This is a genomic window from Legionella sp. MW5194 (assembly GCF_016864235.1).
Taxonomy (GTDB): domain Bacteria; phylum Pseudomonadota; class Gammaproteobacteria; order Legionellales; family Legionellaceae; genus Legionella_C.
Genome location: NZ_CP045732.1, coordinates 2,280,017 through 2,295,697 on the forward strand (window position 1 = coordinate 2,280,017; position 15,681 = coordinate 2,295,697).

Consider the following 15,681-nt stretch of genomic DNA (forward strand, 5'->3'; position numbering starts at 1 on the left):
AAATGAATTATTGCAGGCCGTAGGCGGGAATGATCGTGACAGAAAAGTTCTTTGGTAATCAATCAATCATTGTGACACTGGATGTTGACGCCCTGTTATTTGACCGTTTAAAACAAATTGCCCATGCTGGATTTTCCATTGTTGAAATCAATACCTGCGATCAGAATCTATTCAAGAGGATTCTTGAGGATTTTCCCGGTTTAAGGATAGGTGCCGGTAATGTCATCAGCACTCAGCAACTGGAAGATTGTTATCAGGCTGGCGTTCACTTTATTTCAAGCCCCGGTTTTTTACCAGCCATCGCTCAAACTGCCGCCATTTATTCTGTCAATTATTTACCGGGGATTGCCACCATTTCTGAAGCGATGCAGGTCATCGCCCTGGGTTACCATCAGGCAAGACCCTATCCAGCGACCCTGTCTTTCTGTGCCCTGCTCAATAAAAACCTACCGACGCTTCGCTTATTTCCCGCTGAAATTGAATGGGATGAAGCAGAACATTATTTGAATTTACCCGCCGTTGCCGCTGTCAGCATTTTAAATCCGGAGAGCAAGCAACTGAGTGCCTTATCGACCGGGGTTTTTGCATAAATCAATCAGCAGTAAAACCGCCCCCAGACAAATGGCACTGTCGGCCAAATTAAATACTGGCCAATGGTGATTTTTGTAATACACATCAATAAAATCAATGACATGTCCCAAAAAAGCCCGATCGTACAAGTTGCCTACCGCGCCGCCCAGTATGAGACTCACGGCTAAGGATTGCAGCACAGCCTGTTTCGGTAAACGGATGAGCCAGACAATCAGGACAATGCTCATGGCAATGCTGAAACCTGCAAAAAACCAGCGGTTCCACCCGCCGACGCCGCTTAAAAAGCTGAACGCAGCCCCGGTGTTGTAGGCCAACGTTAAATTCACCATGGGCATAATCGGCTTCGGCTGGTAAAGATTAAGCCAGATTGCCGCCACGTATTTAGTGAGCTGATCCAGCCCCAAAACCACGAGACTTAACAAAAACCAGGTCCATTTTTTCATGCAAACAACCTCGTTTCATCATGACCGGAAATGTTATCCACGCAGCGCAAGCAGAGTTGAGTATGGGTTAAATCCCTCCCTACGTCCTGCCGCCTGTGCCAGCAGCGTTCGCATTTTTCATAGGAGATGGCTTTGACCTCTACTGCAATGCCCAGCTCCTCATTGCGCATGGCTTCCGCCGGCGCCTGATCAAACGGCCGCAAGACCGCACTGGAGGTGATCAGCAGAAAGCGTAACTCATTCTCAACGGCTTGCAGACGAACGAACAAGTCCGGGTTGGCATATAACACCACTTCGGCCGCCAGACCTGAACCAATGGCCCCCTGCTGACGCTTGATTTCCAGGGCTTTATTGACTTCATCACGAACAAGTTGCAATTGTTGCCAGAACATCATATCCACGCCGTCTATCTTCGGCCAATCCTGATACCAGGTGGTCAGGAATACCGATTCATCCGACTGGCTGGGAATTTCCTGCCAGATTTCTTCTGCGGTAAACGATAAGATAGGAGCAAGCCAGCGTGTCAAGGCTTGAATAATATGGTACATGGCCGTTTGACAGGAGCGCCGGGCAATGCTGTTTTTGGGGGTAGTGTATTGCCTGTCTTTAATCACATCCAGGTAAAAACTGCCCAGATCCACTGCACAGAAATTGTGGACTTTTTGATAAATGACATGGAATTGGTAATTCTCATAGGCTGCTAAAATCTCGTCCTGCAATTGCTGGCAGCGTTTTATCGCCCAACGATCCAGTTCCACCATCTCCTCGACGGCCACGCCATGGGTGTTTAGTTCAAAATCAAACAGATTTGCCAATAAGAACCGGGCGGTGTTGCGAATGCGGCGGTAGGCATCAGCATTGCGCTTGATGATTTCATCCGAAATACTGACTTCGTGTTTGTAATCCGTGGACGCTACCCACAAACGCAGAATATCAGCGCCATGCTGAGCCACGAGTTTATCCAGGGCTATGTAATTACCTTTGGATTTCGACAGCTTACGACCCTCGGCATCCACAGTATAACCATGTGTCAGCACGGTCTTATAGGGGGCATGACCATCGATGGCAACGGCCGTGGTTAAGGATGAATTAAACCAGCCGCGATGCTGATCCGATCCTTCAAAATACACATCCGCAGGGTAGTTGAGGGTTTCATTCTGCTTCAATACGGCATAGTGCGACACCCCGGAATCAAACCAGACATCGAGCGTGTCGGTTATTTTCTCATAGTGCTCTGCGTCCTTGCCCAATAACGTTTCACTGTCTAATTCAAACCAGGCATCAATGCCTTTCTTCTCAACCAGTTGCGCAACCGCTTCAATCAGCCTCACGGTATCGGGGTGTAACTCGCGGGTGGCTTTATGCACAAACAGGGGCATGGGTGTTCCCCAAGCCCTTTGCCTTGAAATACACCAGTCCGGACGGGTTTCAACCATGTTGCCAATGCGGGCTTTACCCCATTCAGGGACCCAGTTGACACCATCAATGGTGGCTTTTATCTTTTCGCGCAAGCCATTTTTATCCATGGAGATGAACCATTGCGGGGTAGCCAGAAAAATCATGGGGGTTTTATGACGCCAGCAATGGGGATAACTGTGGGTCAGTTTTTCACAATGAAGCAGGACGCCGCGTTCCTTTAGAACCTCAATGACCTTGTCATTGGCTTTCAAAACAGGCAAACCGGCAAAAAGCGGCACGTCACTGCTGTAGCAGCCATTCGCCATGACCGGATTAATCAATGGCAGGTTGTACTGCTGGCCGACCTGGTAATCATCCGGTCCATGAGCGGGCGCGGTATGCACGCAACCCGTTCCCGAGTCGGTAGTGACATGCTCACCCAGGACAATCGGCACAGTGCGTTCATTGAACGGATGCTGCAACGCCGTGTGAAGCAAGTGTTTGCCGGCGAGTTGAGTATGACGTACAAACGCTGCAAAGCCATAACGCGCCATCACCGTGCCAACCAGATCCGCCGCAACAAGGAAGTAACGGTCGTCCGCTTCGACCAGTTCGTACTGAATCTCGGGGTTGAGGCACACGGCTTCATTCGCAGGCAGGGTCCAGGGCGTAGTCGTCCAGATGGGAACAATCACGGGTTTGACCGCGAGATTCGCAGAAAGAGCAGCTAAAACAGCCGCGGGATCGCGAGCAACAAAGGCCACGTCAATGGAAGGCGATACCTTGTCTTCATAGTCGACCTCGGCTTCCGCCAGCGCGGAACCGCAATCGATGCACCAGTGAACAGGCTTAAAGCCCTGCTGCAAATGACCGTTGGCAATTATTTTCCCGAGCGCCCGGATAATGTTGGCTTCGTAACTGAAGTCAAACGTGGCATAGGGGTGCTCCCAATCGCCGAACACGCCCAGACGTTTAAACTCTTCGCGCTGAATAGCAATTTGACTGGCGGCGTACTCGCGGCATTTTTGGCGAAAGTCCCGTGCGCTGATTTTGACGCCGGCTTTTCCTGCTTTTTTCTCGACATTTAACTCAATGGGCAAACCATGGCAATCCCAACCGGGAACAAAAGGGGCATCATAGCCGCTTAAGGTTTTGGATTTCACAATGATGTCTTTCAGGATTTTATTTAAGGCATGGCCGCAATGCAGATGGCCATTAGCGTAAGGGGGGCCGTCATGCAGAATAAATTTTTCAGCACCCGCACGCGCTTTTCTGATTTTTTCATAGGTTTGCCCTGTCTGCCAATCGTCAAGCCGCTGAGGTTCGCGTTGGGCGAGATTGGCTTTCATGGGAAAAGCCGTATCGGGTAAATTTAACGTTTCTTTGTATTCTGCCATCTTAAGCTTACTCAACTAATAGGTTAACCTGGATGCGGATTGCCGAAAGGCTGCTTTTGCCGCAACAATATCGTCCTGTATCTGTGCAATTAACTCATCAATGGATGAAAATTTTTTTTCATCCCGCAATTTGTGCAGGAAAAAAACCTGCAAAAACTCACCGTACAAATTGCCATCAAAATCAAACAAATGGACTTCCAACACCACGTGGCTGCCGTCAACCGTGGGCCGTCTTCCGAGGTTGGCCACCCCCTCGATCACCTGGCCATTCTGCCGCCTTACCTTCACACAAAACACCCCTTGCAAAGGCAAATTGGCGCGCCGACCGCTTAGATTGGCTGTCGGGATACCCCATTGCCGCCCCCTGCCTTCACCGCGGCTAACCCGCCCGCACAGGCTGTAAGTGCGGCCAAGCAGCAGCGAGGCCTCATCAAGACTGGCCTCCGCCAATAGCTGGCGAATCCGGGTGGAGCTCACGCGTACACCCCTGACCGTGTAATCCTCAACGGTTTCCACTGTGCAATTCCTGGTTTTAGCCATCTGCCTGAGCAGATGAATATCCCCCTGACGCTTATAACCAAAACGGAAATCGCCGCCCACCAGCAGAAACCGCATGCTCAGCCGTTTAAAAAAATAGGTCTGCGCAAACTCATCAGCCGCCAGGGTGGCTAAAGACTGATTAAAGCGCAAACAATAAACATAATCAATGCCCAATTCCTTCACCAACGCTAATTTCTCGCGCAAAGTGGATAATCGGGCAGGCGCTGTCTCGGGATGGAGGTATTCGCCGGGTTGAGGCTCAAACAAAATAACAACGCTCGGTAAATTCCGTTGTTCCGCCTGCCGACGCAATTGAGTCAGCAAGGCACGGTGCCCCAGATGAACGCCATCAAAATTCCCGATGGTCACCACCGAGCCCTGTACGAATGAATTGAATGATATTCCGCGCAACAGCCTCATGCTTGCTTATTTAACCAGGATAAAAGCGTGATTATACCCAGTTTAGCCAGGATTGAGAAATAGCTGCGATCGCAGCACGGTTTTGCCAACAGAAATTAAATCAATGAGCATATTGCTTACCATAAGTTCACTATTGCCAATTTTTAATCTAAAATACCTATAAATGAGCTTACCAGAGCAGAATCCATGTTCACACCCAAAGCCACCCAGCCGCGCAGCGAAGCCTCCCGTTTAAATGCTTTTGCGGGTACCGATCAAACTCGTTGGGAAAACTATTCAAAAGAGGTGGAGGAAAAAATTCTCGGCATGATCAAGGATAATTGCTCCTTTGAAGAAATCCACCGATTCGCCTCGTCTTCCCGTAGCCGGATAGCCAAAGAACTCCAACATGAAACCGGTAAAGACCACACCTTTGGTCAATACAGAAACTCCGCGAGGGAATTAGATATCCGCCAGGATATTTACAGTGACCAATTCTTTGCCACGTCACCCTGTGCCAATTATCTGTACGATTCTCTAGGTCCGCTTCTGGACTTGGTTTGAATAATCAGGCTCACTGTCCTCGGACACGCATTCGCCGCCTGAGAGATACCCGCAATCAACCCCTGACAGATGGTTATCGAGCGGATTGCTATCTGCCATTTCGCCAAACACGGCGGGCTGTCCATCAAAGCCATAGGGCGGCGGCTGATAGGCATTGACGGTGGTTTGTTGGTTCGTCGATGTCGTCGTGTTGCCGAAACTGCTTTTAAAAATCTGCATGGCCTGATCACTATAACCCAGGCGGCTCATTAATTCATTAGGATTTTGGCTGGCAATATGCAACAAATCCTTGTAATAAGGGCTGTCTTTATGAAAGCGTTGAACGACCTGCTCTGCCGTTTTCACATCTTCTTCTGTAAACGGCTGTGTCGCTGATTTGAAAAGCATCTCGTTGGAAATCTCATAATGGGCTAAAATTTTTTCAAATTTTTTGCAGCCCTCAAGATCATGGGTAGAACAACGCAGCCACTCACTTTTAAGATCAGCATGGTAATTAAAAATGCCGCTTTCTCTTAATCGTTTATCCAGTGAATCCACCTGATTAATCAGGTTTTGTGCTTTCTCATGCACTTCGGCATCATACCTCAGATTATCACCCCGGTTTGCTCCGTAGCTTTCAGGCAGAAATTTTTCTCGAAGCTCGCGGCGTTCGGTGGAAGAATCCCATATGTCCTTGCGGGCAGCACTTTCAGCATCCATACGAGTAATTTTGCGATCGCGCGGCATGATAAGTCCTAATGAATACTAATGGTATAACTATAGCATTAGTACGAAAATTATACATTTTTAGCGTCAAAATGTTTCTGCTTACTTGAGGAAATACCTCGATACTGAAAAAAGATGTTAAAAAAGGACGGTTTTAATGGATTTGGATTTTTGATGGGTAAGTGCTTCATTGAAAGCAGCGTTTCAAACACCAACGGGTTGCATGATTCGCCGCGTTCAGGACTGTTAATTGCCTTGCAGAGACTTATTTGTCGCTAACATGTGGTCTGACGATCAGCACATCACATTCAGCGCCATGCAGGATGGCATTGGCCGTAGAACCCAACAGCAGGGCTAATCCATGCTTTCCATGACTTCCGGTGACGATTAAATCGATTTTCTTCTCCTTGGCGATGCGGAGAATTTCATTCTTGGTGGAACCAAATTCAATCATGCAATGCGCATCATCGACGCTCAGTTTCTTGGCCAAGGCTGCCAGTTCTTTTTCGGCCTGCTCGCGAATGGAGACTTCCACTTCGGCAAATCCGGCAAATCCAGGGTAAGCGTAGGCAGGGATGGGCTCGACAACATGCACCAAGAGTAAATCGGCGCCATTCTCATCGGCAATTTTTTTTGCTTTATGTGCAGCTTTTATACCTACTTCATCGAAATCTGTGGCGAATAAAACCCTTTTATACATGATTCTCTCCTTGACACTGACTTTTATAGCCTAGCAGAAATTGAATTAATTTCCCATAGCACAGCTTATCGGTTACACTTTTATTTTTTAAAAACAGGGGTGTCTTTGCAACATGCAAAGGCTGAGATCATACCCATTGAACCTGTACGGATCATGCCGGCGTAGGGATTGTTTATGTTACTGGATTTATCAGGCACGTTAGCCTCGTTGTTGTGCACCTATTACCTTATTCGTTTAAGCCGCATTGCCTGGATTCTTGGCTTGACAGCGAACCTCATCAACGGCTGGCTCTACTGGCACAAAGGCATTTATGCCGACACCCTGCTGGAAGTGTTTTATTTGGTAAGCACGGCTTACGGTTGGCTGAAATGGCAAAAAACCTCCGCAGCAAACAGCCGGGAGATCCGCTCCCTGTCATGCATTCAATGGCTAATGGTTGGCCTGGTGTTCGCCAGTCTGTATCTTTTGATTGTCATCGGCCTCAAGCGCTTTACATCCACCACCGTTGCTGATCTGGATGCATTGACCACCGCCTTAAGTTTAATCGCCCAGGTGTTGATGTGTCATAAAGTTCTGGAGAGCTGGCTGCTCTGGTTAGTAACGGACTCGGTGTATGCCTACCTTTATTGGCTTAAGCAACTGCCCTTTCATGTGCTGTTAATGATTGTTTACACTGGCATGGCATTAACGGGCTACTGGATTTGGATCAGACAGCAGCGGATGCTTTGGCCATCTGATCCTGTTGAAACCCCATTACCCTACAACGGGTAAACCGGACACTGAACGAATCCAGGGTTTAAAGGGAATGACTGCAGGCGGTAGATGATTCATTGCCGCTTTTGCCTGTTCAATCTGCCCGTACTCTCCCAGGGTCAACACATACCATACGCGGCCGTTACGGCTGACTTTTCGGACTTTGACGGCGTCATGGATGCCATGGGCATGCACAAAGCGTTTTAAATCCTCAGGGCTTCGACCAGCCAGTAACTGGATGGTGAATTGTCCGTCATTCGCTGCCGTCGCCACAGCCTTAGCCTGCTCCTTTATTCCAGGCAATGACGACGCGGCTTTAGCCAGCACTGGCGCAGTCGTCATGGGTGTTGTTGTCTCCTTCTGCCTTGCAGCAGGGGCTGGCTGACGTTGACCTGGCTCTGTGTTTCGCGCCAGAGACTTGGGAATAACCAGCACTTTATCCATCACCACCAGGTTGTCATTGGTCTCTTCGTCGCCATTGGAAATCTCATAGAGACGCTTTAAAGGCGGCGGTTGCAGTTCCTGCTTAGTGACGGCGACATTAAACGGCAGAATGTCGCTGACCAATGGCCTTTCGATGGGTAACAGGCTTGAGACCACCGGCTGTTGCTTTATAGTCTGCGTGGAGGCCAGGGGTTTTTCCGGGAAGGAGAATGACAGGGTCCGCTTTAATGCGTCCTGGTTCTGCCAGATGTAATTACACGCGAGGCCAACAATCACCAGGCTTGCCGTTAATGTCAGGCGTCTGGCTAGGGATTTTGGCTTGTGAGTGTCTTTTAATGCCTCGGCACTGAAGAAATTATGCATTTCAAGGTTAATGCGCGCAATTTCGCCGCCAGTGAGCTGATAAAACTGCTTTAACCGATCAGAGGACATGGTTTTCTCAAGTCGCTTCGGTGAGGGCAGATAACTTAAAAGGTACGTTTTGGTTTCACTTTCACTGAGCGAGCCTGGGGTAATGGTGTGAATCAGGTTTTTATAGTCATCCTTGTCCAGGCGATTTAAACTGCCAATTAAAGAATAATCGCAAACGATACACAAATGGAAGAAGGCAGCCCCTTCCTGGGTCTTAATGCTATCCAGAACTTGCTTAAGAAATTCATCAGGGACATGATGCGCATCGTCAATGATCATTAAAACGTGCGCTTTCCTTTCATTGATTTGTTCCACCACACTGGTCAAAGTCGGCTGGATATCCTCGCGAAGATGAAACGCCTCGACCATCTGCGCTAAAAAATCATCGGCTGAAAATGGCGCGGCAGCAGTCATGCTATGAAATTTAATTCCCGGATCCAGATTGGCCTTCAGCAATTGAATAAAGGTACTTTTACCCCCCCCCTGCTCGGCAAGAACAGCCATCAGGACGTTATTAAACAAAACCAGATGGTTAATAAAATCAATTTTGGCAAGCCAGGATGCCGGCTTAAATGGCGTCTCAGCTGACGGCCTGCTGCTTTCACCCTTGTTTGACATGGATAACTTCTCCTTCGACAGCACACTTCAAAACCTCTCGTAAAGCCGTTTCTGTTACCTCATCGTCAATGTAACAGTCACCGATGCCTTTAAGCAGGATGAAGCGCAACTTATTATTTTTAATTTTTTTATCCTGCGACATTATGGCACGCAACTCCTCCAAAGGAATATCCCCCGGTATGCGTGTCGGTAATTTCGCAAGCGTTAACAACTCATCAATCAGAATCACCTGCTCCTCCCCAAGGAAACCCAGTCGGCAGGAAAGCTGGGCGGCGCAATAAATGCCGATGGCTACTGCTTCGCCATGCAGCCAGCGTTGGTATTGGCTGCAGGTTTCCAATGCGTGTGCAAACGTGTGTCCCAAATTAAGCAGCGCCCGTTTGCCGGTTTCGCGCTCGTCCTCCGTGACAATCGCCGCCTTGATACGGCAACATTCGCGGATTATCCAGGCTAAATCAGGCGAGTCGTTATTGGCTAAACCCTGTGTTAAGGCCTGATATACGCGCTCAAAAAAATCGCCGCCTTCAAGCAACGCATACTTGATGATTTCAGCAAGCCCTGCGCGAAATTCACGTAGCGGCAGCGTTTTTAAAGTATCAAGATCGATAATGACGGCATCCGGCTGATAAAAGCTGCCAATCAGGTTTTTCCCCGCCGGGTGATTTATCGCTGTTTTACCGCCAATCGACGCATCAACCTGAGCCAGCAGGGTGGTTGGAATCTGAATAAAATGCGTCCCGCGATGATAAGTCGATGCAGCAAACCCAGTCATGTCGCCAATCACCCCGCCTCCCAAGGCAATGAGTGTCGTGTCGCGGTGATGCTGTTTTTGAATCAATTCATCATAAATTCGGGCAAGACTGGCCTGCGCTTTATAGCGCTCGCCATCCGGTAAAATTAAATGATCGCATTGTCTGTCAGTAAACAGAGAACGCACCTTATCCAGGTATAACGGTGCAATCGTCTCGTTGCTAATGATCATGACCTGCCTGGATGGGACATACCGGGGTAATAAGTCTGCCTGGGACAACACATCATGACCAATGATGATGGGGTAGGTTTTTGCAGGCAGCTCCACCTGCAAGACCCCACTCGCATTAAACTTCGCCATAGATGTATTTTATAATGTTATTGGCGACAGCCTTGACAGTGAGTTTGTCTGTTTCAAAACTGACATCCGCGAGCTCTTCATAGAAAGGTTCGCGTTCATCACGCAACATTTCCAGACGCCCTTCCAAATCGTCAGTTTGTAATAAAGGGCGTTTGGTATCGCGTTTGGTGCGTTCAAATTGCTGTTGCAATGATGTTTTTAAATAAATGACGGTACCACGCCCAGCCAGCGCATTTCGATTCTCGGGAAGCATGACCACCCCTCCCCCGGTCGCCAGCACAATGTTGGTTTTCTGGGTTAATTCATCAATGACTTTCTGTTCGCGTCGGCGAAGTCCCTCTTCCCCCTCCATATCATAAATCCAGGAAATATCGGCACCAGCACGTTCTTCTATTACTTCGTCTGAATCAAAGAACTCAAGTTTGAGCTCTTTTGCCAAAGTACGGCCAATGGTACTTTTTCCTGCACCCATCGGTCCGATTAGAAATATATTTCGTACTTTAACTATGCTCATTTTTAATTACATACCTCTTCGCTGAACATGAATAAACGCAATATCCATGTTGTTTAACATAGTGTGAGCCTTTATTTAAAAGGCCCGACAGGCTTCCCGAATTTATCCAACTCACAACCCTTGGCAACCGCTTTCCCCCGTCCTTCAACGGTGGTAATGGACAAGGTGTTTGTTATTATCCTAGGAGTAATGAAAATGAGCAACTCCTCATTTTTAATTGATGTGGATGTATTTCGGAATAGTGCACCAACCACGGGCAATTCTCCCAGGAAAGGCACGCGATTAATTGCATTGTTTTTATCCTGTTTGTAAATTCCCCCCAAAACAATGGTTTGGCCGTTATTCACCAACACATTGGTCTGTATCTCTTTGGTCAGGATGGAGGGTACGCCATTAAAGGTTTGAGCGGAAGGGGTATCCTGATTAATCTGCAAATCCATCATGATTTTACTGTCTGGGGTTATCTGGGGAGTCACCTTAAGACTCAATACTGCCTTTTTGAAGGCCACGGCCGTGGCGCCGCTTGAGGTGGCTTCCTGGTAAGGAATTTCTTCCCCTGATTCAATCACCGCAGCCTGCTGGTTGGTGGTAATTAATCGCGGGCTGGCGATGACCTCTCCCCGTCCTTCACTTTCCAGCGCCGAAAGTTCCAGATCAAGCAGGATGCCGTCGCCAAGCTTGGCTAAAGCAATACCAATGGAGGCGGGTGAGGCGGATACCGGAACAGCGGCCAAATCAAGGTTTAAACGATCCGCCAATGGTGTTACATCGGCTGGCGCAATCCCCTGCTCCATCTGATTGGCACCGCTTAAGGTACCGCTTAAATGCGTCGGTCTTGAAACACCGAAGCGAATGCCCAAATCCCTGGCGAAATCCTTGGTCACGTTCACAATGCGAGCTTCAATGAGCACCTGTTTGACAGGGATATCCAATTGTTTGACCAGTTCGCGGATTTCTTCAATCTGAAGACCCGTGTCCTGAATCCAGATGGTATTGGTGCGTGCATCCACACTCAAATTGCCGCGTTTGGATAACAGCGACGTGTTTTTATCCTTTAGCAGGGTGGCAATGTCCGCCGCTTTCGCGTAATTGATTTGCAGCAGCTCGGAACGAAGGGGCGCCAAGCTTGTGACTTCCTGCTGGGCTTTAAGCTCTTCCTTTTCGCGCTTGAGCAAATCCTCCGATGGGGCAATCATCATGATGTTACCGGTCCTGCGTTTATCAAGACCATTGGTTTTAAGGATAATATCCAGTGCCTGATCCCAGGGAATATCATTCAGGCGCAGGGTAATGTTATTGGTGACTTTATCGCTGACCACAATGTTAATGCCGGTAAATTCAGCCAGCAACTGCAGGACTGAACGCACTGGAATATTCTGGAAGTTTAAGGAGATGCGTTTACCAACAAACACTTCTTTCTTCAATTTTGCCTGTTTGATTTCTTCCTCAGTCAGCGGGAAGACATCCACCATGAACTGCTTATTCACCTGATAGGCGAAATGCCCATAATCTCCTTTTGACGTCAGTGTCATACGGACATTTTTTCCTTCCTGCTGCACCGAAATCACTTGCGCCGGGCTTTGGAAATCACGCACATCGTAGCGCTTGGCCAATTGCGGCGGTACGCTGGTGCTTGAGAAATTAACCACAATTTCACGCCCTGTCTGGGTGACATCGATGGGGATACTGCTGTCAGACACACTGACCACCACGCGCCCGCCTTTGTTGGTGCCGCGGAAATCAATGTTGTTAATGCGGTGTTTGGTATTGGATGATGCCCGGTTACTGACAAAAATTTCTTTTCGCTCCTGAAAGAGCTGGTTACTCTTGCCGCTTAAGGTCAGGGAGTAGACATTGCCATTGACATACCCTGAATAGGCGACCGAGCCATCAAGGTTAAGAATAGCCCGGACACGATCACCCACGGAGACCACTTTATAATCGGTTAGAGAACCAATGTCGATTTTCCTGGTTTGCATGGAGGGATTCAGTTGATTGGCGCTGTGAATAAAATCCAGAATGAGCCGCGACGGCTTTTGGGTAATAAAGCTCGCGGGCATCTGTTTGACTGGCTCGGCAAACTGGAAATCAAGGCGCACCCGGTTATCCGGTAAAGGGATGGTCTTAATCCCTACCAGCGCGTTATCCTTGGCATAAGCCAGCCCCAGGCAAAAAGTCAATAATAACGCTGTAATAATCTTACGCAAGGTAGACTCCTATTGAGGCGCGTTTAAATTAATCGTGGTGATTTGTTTCTTCCACTTCCCTGCAATTTGTGTTGTCTCTTCCAATTTCAATAATTCATTGCTGATGCTGATGACTTTACCAAAATTCTGCCCCATGTAATCGCCGGGTTTAACCCGCACAATTTCGCCATCGGGTTTACTGATCAAACCCCAGACAGTCGCATTTTCTTTTAGTACCCCAACAAATTTCAAGGAATCCAGTGGGTACTGTTCCAGGGGTTGTTTGGGACGATTGGTGTTAGGGGCGAGCTTGTCTTCGTTCGCCGTCTTGATTTCTTTCGGTTTAAACGGGCTGCGGCGGCCATCCACTTCGGGATAGGTAAATTTGGGCAGCGGCGCCACCTGAGGAATGGGTTCAATGGGTCGGCCAGGCCTTGATTTGACTTCATTGATGTAGCGCGTCAATTCTGAATCAGCCGATGAGGTACAGCCGGCCAGAAGAGCAGCCAGGCTTAACAGAACGGCATTGTGCAATACGCTTCGCTTGACGGTCATAATGTCCTGTACCGATATATTTTCGCTGTAATTTTCATTTCCAAAAGATCAGGATTGGTCACAGCCTTTGCGCCTGGCTGTTGTTTATTTTTATCAGAAAGATTCGCAATTTCAAAATCATGCAAGGTGACAATGCGGCTCATCTCGGCAATTCGGCTTAAAAACAGGGCCAGTTGATGATAATTGCCAACCACCGTAATATTGATAGGCAACTCGACGTAGAAATCATGAACCACCTCGGGTTGCGGTGCGAAAAGCTCAAACGTCAAACCGCTTGAAATACCGGTTTTGGAGATGTCTTCGAGCAGCCCAGGCATTTCGTTTTGTGCCGGTAATTGCTTAAGCATGTTGCCAAAACGCTCATTCATAATCTGAAGCTGGACACGATAAGCCTGCAAATTTACGGCTTGCTGCTGTTTTTGCTCAAATTCGGTTTTTAGCGTGGCTTGCTGAGCGAGCAAGGCATCGTGTTGTTCAAAATTTGGCTTTACGATCACCCAGTAGCCAATACCAATCAGAATGAGCGCGAGTAAGCCCGCCATAAAATACTTCACTGGCGCCGGCCACTGGCCCACGTTATCAAACGTTAACTCATTGAGATTGAAATTGTTCATGGTTTTGGTTTAACCGCGTTCGTGGTTGTGGGCTGTAATTCCTGCTTCAAGTCAGGCTTTAAAATGAAACTTAACTTAAACTCGTTTTTATTATTAGCCCTGGTATCCACCTGCGCATTGGGATCGGCCGCCGCTGCATTGACTGCCGTTTTTTTAATTTCCGTGAGCACCGGGTCTTTAATCCAGGGATTGCGTTCAATGTTGCGCATCAGCATGGAGACATTGGTATTGGATTCAGAATACCCAAGCACGGTAATCCGGTCTTCGCTGCGCTGAACCTGTGTCAAATAAACCCCATCCGGCACCACCTTAACCAATTCATCAAAAAGATGCACGGTGAGTGTGCGGGTAGCCTGCAGATTCTGAACAATGGTCATGCGTGAAATCAAGGCTTCCCGGATTTCCTTAAGCTTTTTAATTTCCTCAATCTGTTTATTGAGCGTATTAATTTCATCCTGAAGGCGCTGATTACGCTGGGTTTCCCCATCCACCAGACTGGTCGCATAGTAATTAAATAGAAACACAGTCCCCGCGGCAAAAATCAGGGCGGCAAGCAGCATGGTGGTGAACTGTTTCTTTTCGTGTTCGCGTTTGATTTCCCGCCAGGGTAAGAGGTTTATTTCTGTCATGACATTACCCTACTGTTCTCAATGCAAGACCACAGGCTACCAGTAACGAAGGCGCCTGACTTATCACTTCGTCGCGATTGACGTATTTACCAAAATCCATTTCATGCAGTGGGTCGGCCACGCTGGTCGGGATTCCGGTTTTTTCCTGCACAAGGCTTGCCAGATTAGGCAGTCTGGCGACACCGCCAGCTAAAATGATATGATCGACAAAACCATGGTGACTGGTAGAGAAGAAAAACTGCAGGGTGCGTTTCACCTGCAACAGAATCATCTCGATAAAGGGTTCAAGCACTTCTTCCTCATAATTCTCAGGCAGATTCCCCTCGGCTTTCATCAGGGCAGCCTGTTCAAAACTGACCTGATACTGACTGGCGATGGAATCAATTAACTGCTTGCCGCCGAACTCCTCCTCCCGGGTAAAGATGATTTTCATGCCGTGCAGGACAAACAGGTGAGTATATAAAGCGCCAATGTCAATGACGGCGACAATTTTATCCTGTCCCTGGGCCGGTAATTCTTTTGCCAGCAAATGCGCGGCCCGTTCCACAGCAAAGGACTCCACGTCGACAATTTTAGCCTCAAGCCCGGCGCGGTTAACCGCATCGACACGGCTGCCCACATTCTCCGCCCGAGAGGCTACAATGAGAACATCAAGCATGGCGGAATTTTTAGGCGAATGCCCCAGTACTTCAAAATCAATGTTGATTTCATCGATAGGATAAGGGATGTATTTATCAGCCTCCATGACGATGAGTTCTTCGATCTCGGCATCGTTCAATCCATCGTTAATCTGAACAACCTTGCTGATAACAGCTGAATCAGGTACCGCCACCACGGCGTGTTTGCCGGATAAGTGGGCTTTGGATAAAACGCGTTTGATGCACATGGCCACTGCCTCAACGTCTTTGACCGTGTTGCCTTCAATGGCATTGGCGGGCAAAGGCTCAGCCCCATAGCCTTCAATGCGGTATTTATTATCAGCGCTGGAAATTTCCAATACTTTAACAGAGGAAGAAGTAATATCAATCCCGATGATTGAGCGGCTTTTAGGTTTAAACAGTTTGAGCACGTATTCTTTCTCCCTGCGCGAAGTACTAATATCTAAACCT

The 15,681-nt window shown here is 48.2% G+C and carries 16 protein-coding genes and 1 riboswitch; of the genes, 3 read left to right on the plus strand and 13 right to left on the minus strand.

Annotation, left to right across the window (positions count from 1 at the left end; translation table 11 throughout):
- Window positions 1-32: 32 nt before the first annotated feature.
- Window positions 33-590: a multidrug DMT transporter permease gene (locus GH742_RS10525; RefSeq protein WP_203456917.1), complete on the plus strand. Its 558-nt coding sequence runs from the start codon at window positions 33-35 to the stop codon at window positions 588-590.
- Here the strand turns inward: GH742_RS10525 and lspA are convergent.
- The 3 genes from lspA to ribF are packed head-to-tail and all read right to left on the minus strand — an operon-like array spanning window position 567 to window position 4,789.
- On the minus strand, window positions 567-1,034 hold the full coding sequence (gene lspA / locus GH742_RS10530; protein ID WP_203454924.1) for a signal peptidase II: 468 nt from the start codon (window positions 1,032-1,034) through the stop codon (window positions 567-569). The two genes, GH742_RS10525 and lspA, sit on opposite strands and share 24 nt — an antisense overlap.
- Window positions 1,031-3,829 carry an isoleucine--tRNA ligase gene (gene ileS, locus GH742_RS10535; protein WP_203454925.1) on the minus strand — a complete coding sequence of 933 codons (2,799 nt, stop codon included), beginning with the start codon at window positions 3,827-3,829 and terminating at the stop codon, window positions 1,031-1,033. Before ileS ends, lspA begins: the two co-directional genes overlap by 4 nt.
- 15 nt (window positions 3,830-3,844) lie before the next feature.
- Entirely contained in the window at window positions 3,845-4,789 is a 945-nt protein-coding gene (ribF, locus tag GH742_RS10540) for a bifunctional riboflavin kinase/FAD synthetase (protein WP_203454926.1), read from the minus strand.
- A gap of 186 nt (window positions 4,790-4,975) precedes the next feature.
- Between ribF and GH742_RS10545 the strand changes: the two genes are divergently transcribed.
- Window positions 4,976-5,332, plus strand: a complete 357-nt coding sequence (locus GH742_RS10545; protein ID WP_203454927.1) for a hypothetical protein — start codon at window positions 4,976-4,978, stop codon at window positions 5,330-5,332.
- Here GH742_RS10545 and GH742_RS10550 read toward each other — a convergent pair.
- Both GH742_RS10550 and GH742_RS10555 read right to left on the minus strand, forming a co-directional pair.
- Window positions 5,306-6,058: a hypothetical protein gene (locus GH742_RS10550; protein WP_203454928.1), complete on the minus strand. Its 753-nt coding sequence runs from the start codon at window positions 6,056-6,058 to the stop codon at window positions 5,306-5,308. The genes GH742_RS10545 and GH742_RS10550 overlap by 27 nt on opposite strands.
- 244 nt (window positions 6,059-6,302) lie before the next feature.
- Window positions 6,303-6,737 carry a universal stress protein gene (locus GH742_RS10555; RefSeq protein ID WP_203454929.1) on the minus strand — a complete coding sequence of 145 codons (435 nt, stop codon included), beginning with the start codon at window positions 6,735-6,737 and terminating at the stop codon, window positions 6,303-6,305.
- Window positions 6,738-6,822: 85 nt separating this feature from the next.
- A riboswitch (TPP riboswitch) is annotated at window positions 6,823-6,924 on the plus strand.
- Between GH742_RS10555 and pnuC the strand changes: the two genes are divergently transcribed.
- The gene (gene pnuC / locus GH742_RS10560) at window positions 6,912-7,508 is read left to right on the plus strand and encodes a nicotinamide riboside transporter PnuC (RefSeq protein WP_203454930.1); all 597 of its coding nucleotides are present in this window, start codon (window positions 6,912-6,914) and stop codon (window positions 7,506-7,508) included. Its footprint overlaps the riboswitch before it by 13 nt.
- On the opposite strand, the gene GH742_RS10565 is transcribed toward pnuC, so the two are convergent.
- The 8 genes from GH742_RS10565 to GH742_RS10600 form a co-directional block, all read right to left on the minus strand.
- A complete protein-coding gene (locus tag GH742_RS10565; protein ID WP_203454931.1) occupies window positions 7,491-8,963 on the minus strand; it encodes an AAA family ATPase in 1,473 nt (490 codons plus the stop codon). The two genes, pnuC and GH742_RS10565, sit on opposite strands and share 18 nt — an antisense overlap.
- Complete coding sequence (aroB, locus tag GH742_RS10570) at window positions 8,947-10,074, minus strand: 3-dehydroquinate synthase (protein ID WP_203454932.1); 1,128 nt, start codon at window positions 10,072-10,074, stop codon at window positions 8,947-8,949. Before aroB ends, GH742_RS10565 begins: the two co-directional genes overlap by 17 nt.
- Window positions 10,061-10,588, minus strand: a complete 528-nt coding sequence (gene aroK / locus GH742_RS10575) for a shikimate kinase AroK (protein WP_058527208.1) — start codon at window positions 10,586-10,588, stop codon at window positions 10,061-10,063. The genes aroB and aroK overlap by 14 nt, the downstream gene beginning before the upstream one ends.
- Window positions 10,589-10,659: 71 nt before the next feature.
- A complete protein-coding gene (locus GH742_RS10580) occupies window positions 10,660-12,795 on the minus strand; it encodes a type IV pilus secretin PilQ (protein ID WP_203454933.1) in 2,136 nt (711 codons plus the stop codon).
- 9 nt (window positions 12,796-12,804) lie between these two features.
- Entirely contained in the window at window positions 12,805-13,329 is a 525-nt protein-coding gene (locus GH742_RS10585) for a pilus assembly protein PilP (protein ID WP_203454934.1), read from the minus strand.
- On the minus strand, window positions 13,326-13,943 hold the full coding sequence (locus tag GH742_RS10590; RefSeq protein ID WP_203454935.1) for a type 4a pilus biogenesis protein PilO: 618 nt from the start codon (window positions 13,941-13,943) through the stop codon (window positions 13,326-13,328). Before GH742_RS10590 ends, GH742_RS10585 begins: the two co-directional genes overlap by 4 nt.
- Window positions 13,940-14,572 carry a PilN domain-containing protein gene (locus GH742_RS10595; RefSeq protein WP_203454936.1) on the minus strand — a complete coding sequence of 211 codons (633 nt, stop codon included), beginning with the start codon at window positions 14,570-14,572 and terminating at the stop codon, window positions 13,940-13,942. Before GH742_RS10595 ends, GH742_RS10590 begins: the two co-directional genes overlap by 4 nt.
- Window positions 14,573-14,576: 4 nt before the next feature.
- Window positions 14,577-15,641, minus strand: coding sequence for a pilus assembly protein PilM (locus GH742_RS10600; RefSeq protein WP_203454937.1), 1,065 nt, complete (start codon window positions 15,639-15,641; stop codon window positions 14,577-14,579).
- Between the last annotated feature and the right edge of the window lie 40 nt (window positions 15,642-15,681).

Excerpts from the sequence above, each read along its gene's own strand:
- lspA (WP_203454924.1), bottom strand. The coding sequence starts at position 1,034 with ATGAAAAAATGGACCTGGTTTTTGTTAAGTCTCGTGGTTTTGGGGCTG.
- ileS (WP_203454925.1), bottom strand. The coding sequence starts at position 3,829 with ATGGCAGAATACAAAGAAACGTTAAATTTACCCGATACGGCTTTTCCC.
- ribF (WP_203454926.1), bottom strand. The coding sequence starts at position 4,789 with ATGAGGCTGTTGCGCGGAATATCATTCAATTCATTCGTACAGGGCTCG.
- GH742_RS10545 (WP_203454927.1), top strand. The coding sequence starts at position 4,976 with ATGTTCACACCCAAAGCCACCCAGCCGCGCAGCGAAGCCTCCCGTTTA.
- GH742_RS10550 (WP_203454928.1), bottom strand. The coding sequence starts at position 6,058 with ATGCCGCGCGATCGCAAAATTACTCGTATGGATGCTGAAAGTGCTGCC.
- GH742_RS10555 (WP_203454929.1), bottom strand. The coding sequence starts at position 6,737 with ATGTATAAAAGGGTTTTATTCGCCACAGATTTCGATGAAGTAGGTATA.
- pnuC (WP_203454930.1), top strand. The coding sequence starts at position 6,912 with ATGTTACTGGATTTATCAGGCACGTTAGCCTCGTTGTTGTGCACCTAT.
- GH742_RS10565 (WP_203454931.1), bottom strand. The coding sequence starts at position 8,963 with ATGTCAAACAAGGGTGAAAGCAGCAGGCCGTCAGCTGAGACGCCATTT.
- aroB (WP_203454932.1), bottom strand. The coding sequence starts at position 10,074 with ATGGCGAAGTTTAATGCGAGTGGGGTCTTGCAGGTGGAGCTGCCTGCA.
- aroK (WP_058527208.1), bottom strand. The coding sequence starts at position 10,588 with ATGAGCATAGTTAAAGTACGAAATATATTTCTAATCGGACCGATGGGT.
- GH742_RS10585 (WP_203454934.1), bottom strand. The coding sequence starts at position 13,329 with ATGACCGTCAAGCGAAGCGTATTGCACAATGCCGTTCTGTTAAGCCTG.
- GH742_RS10590 (WP_203454935.1), bottom strand. The coding sequence starts at position 13,943 with ATGAACAATTTCAATCTCAATGAGTTAACGTTTGATAACGTGGGCCAG.
- GH742_RS10595 (WP_203454936.1), bottom strand. The coding sequence starts at position 14,572 with ATGACAGAAATAAACCTCTTACCCTGGCGGGAAATCAAACGCGAACAC.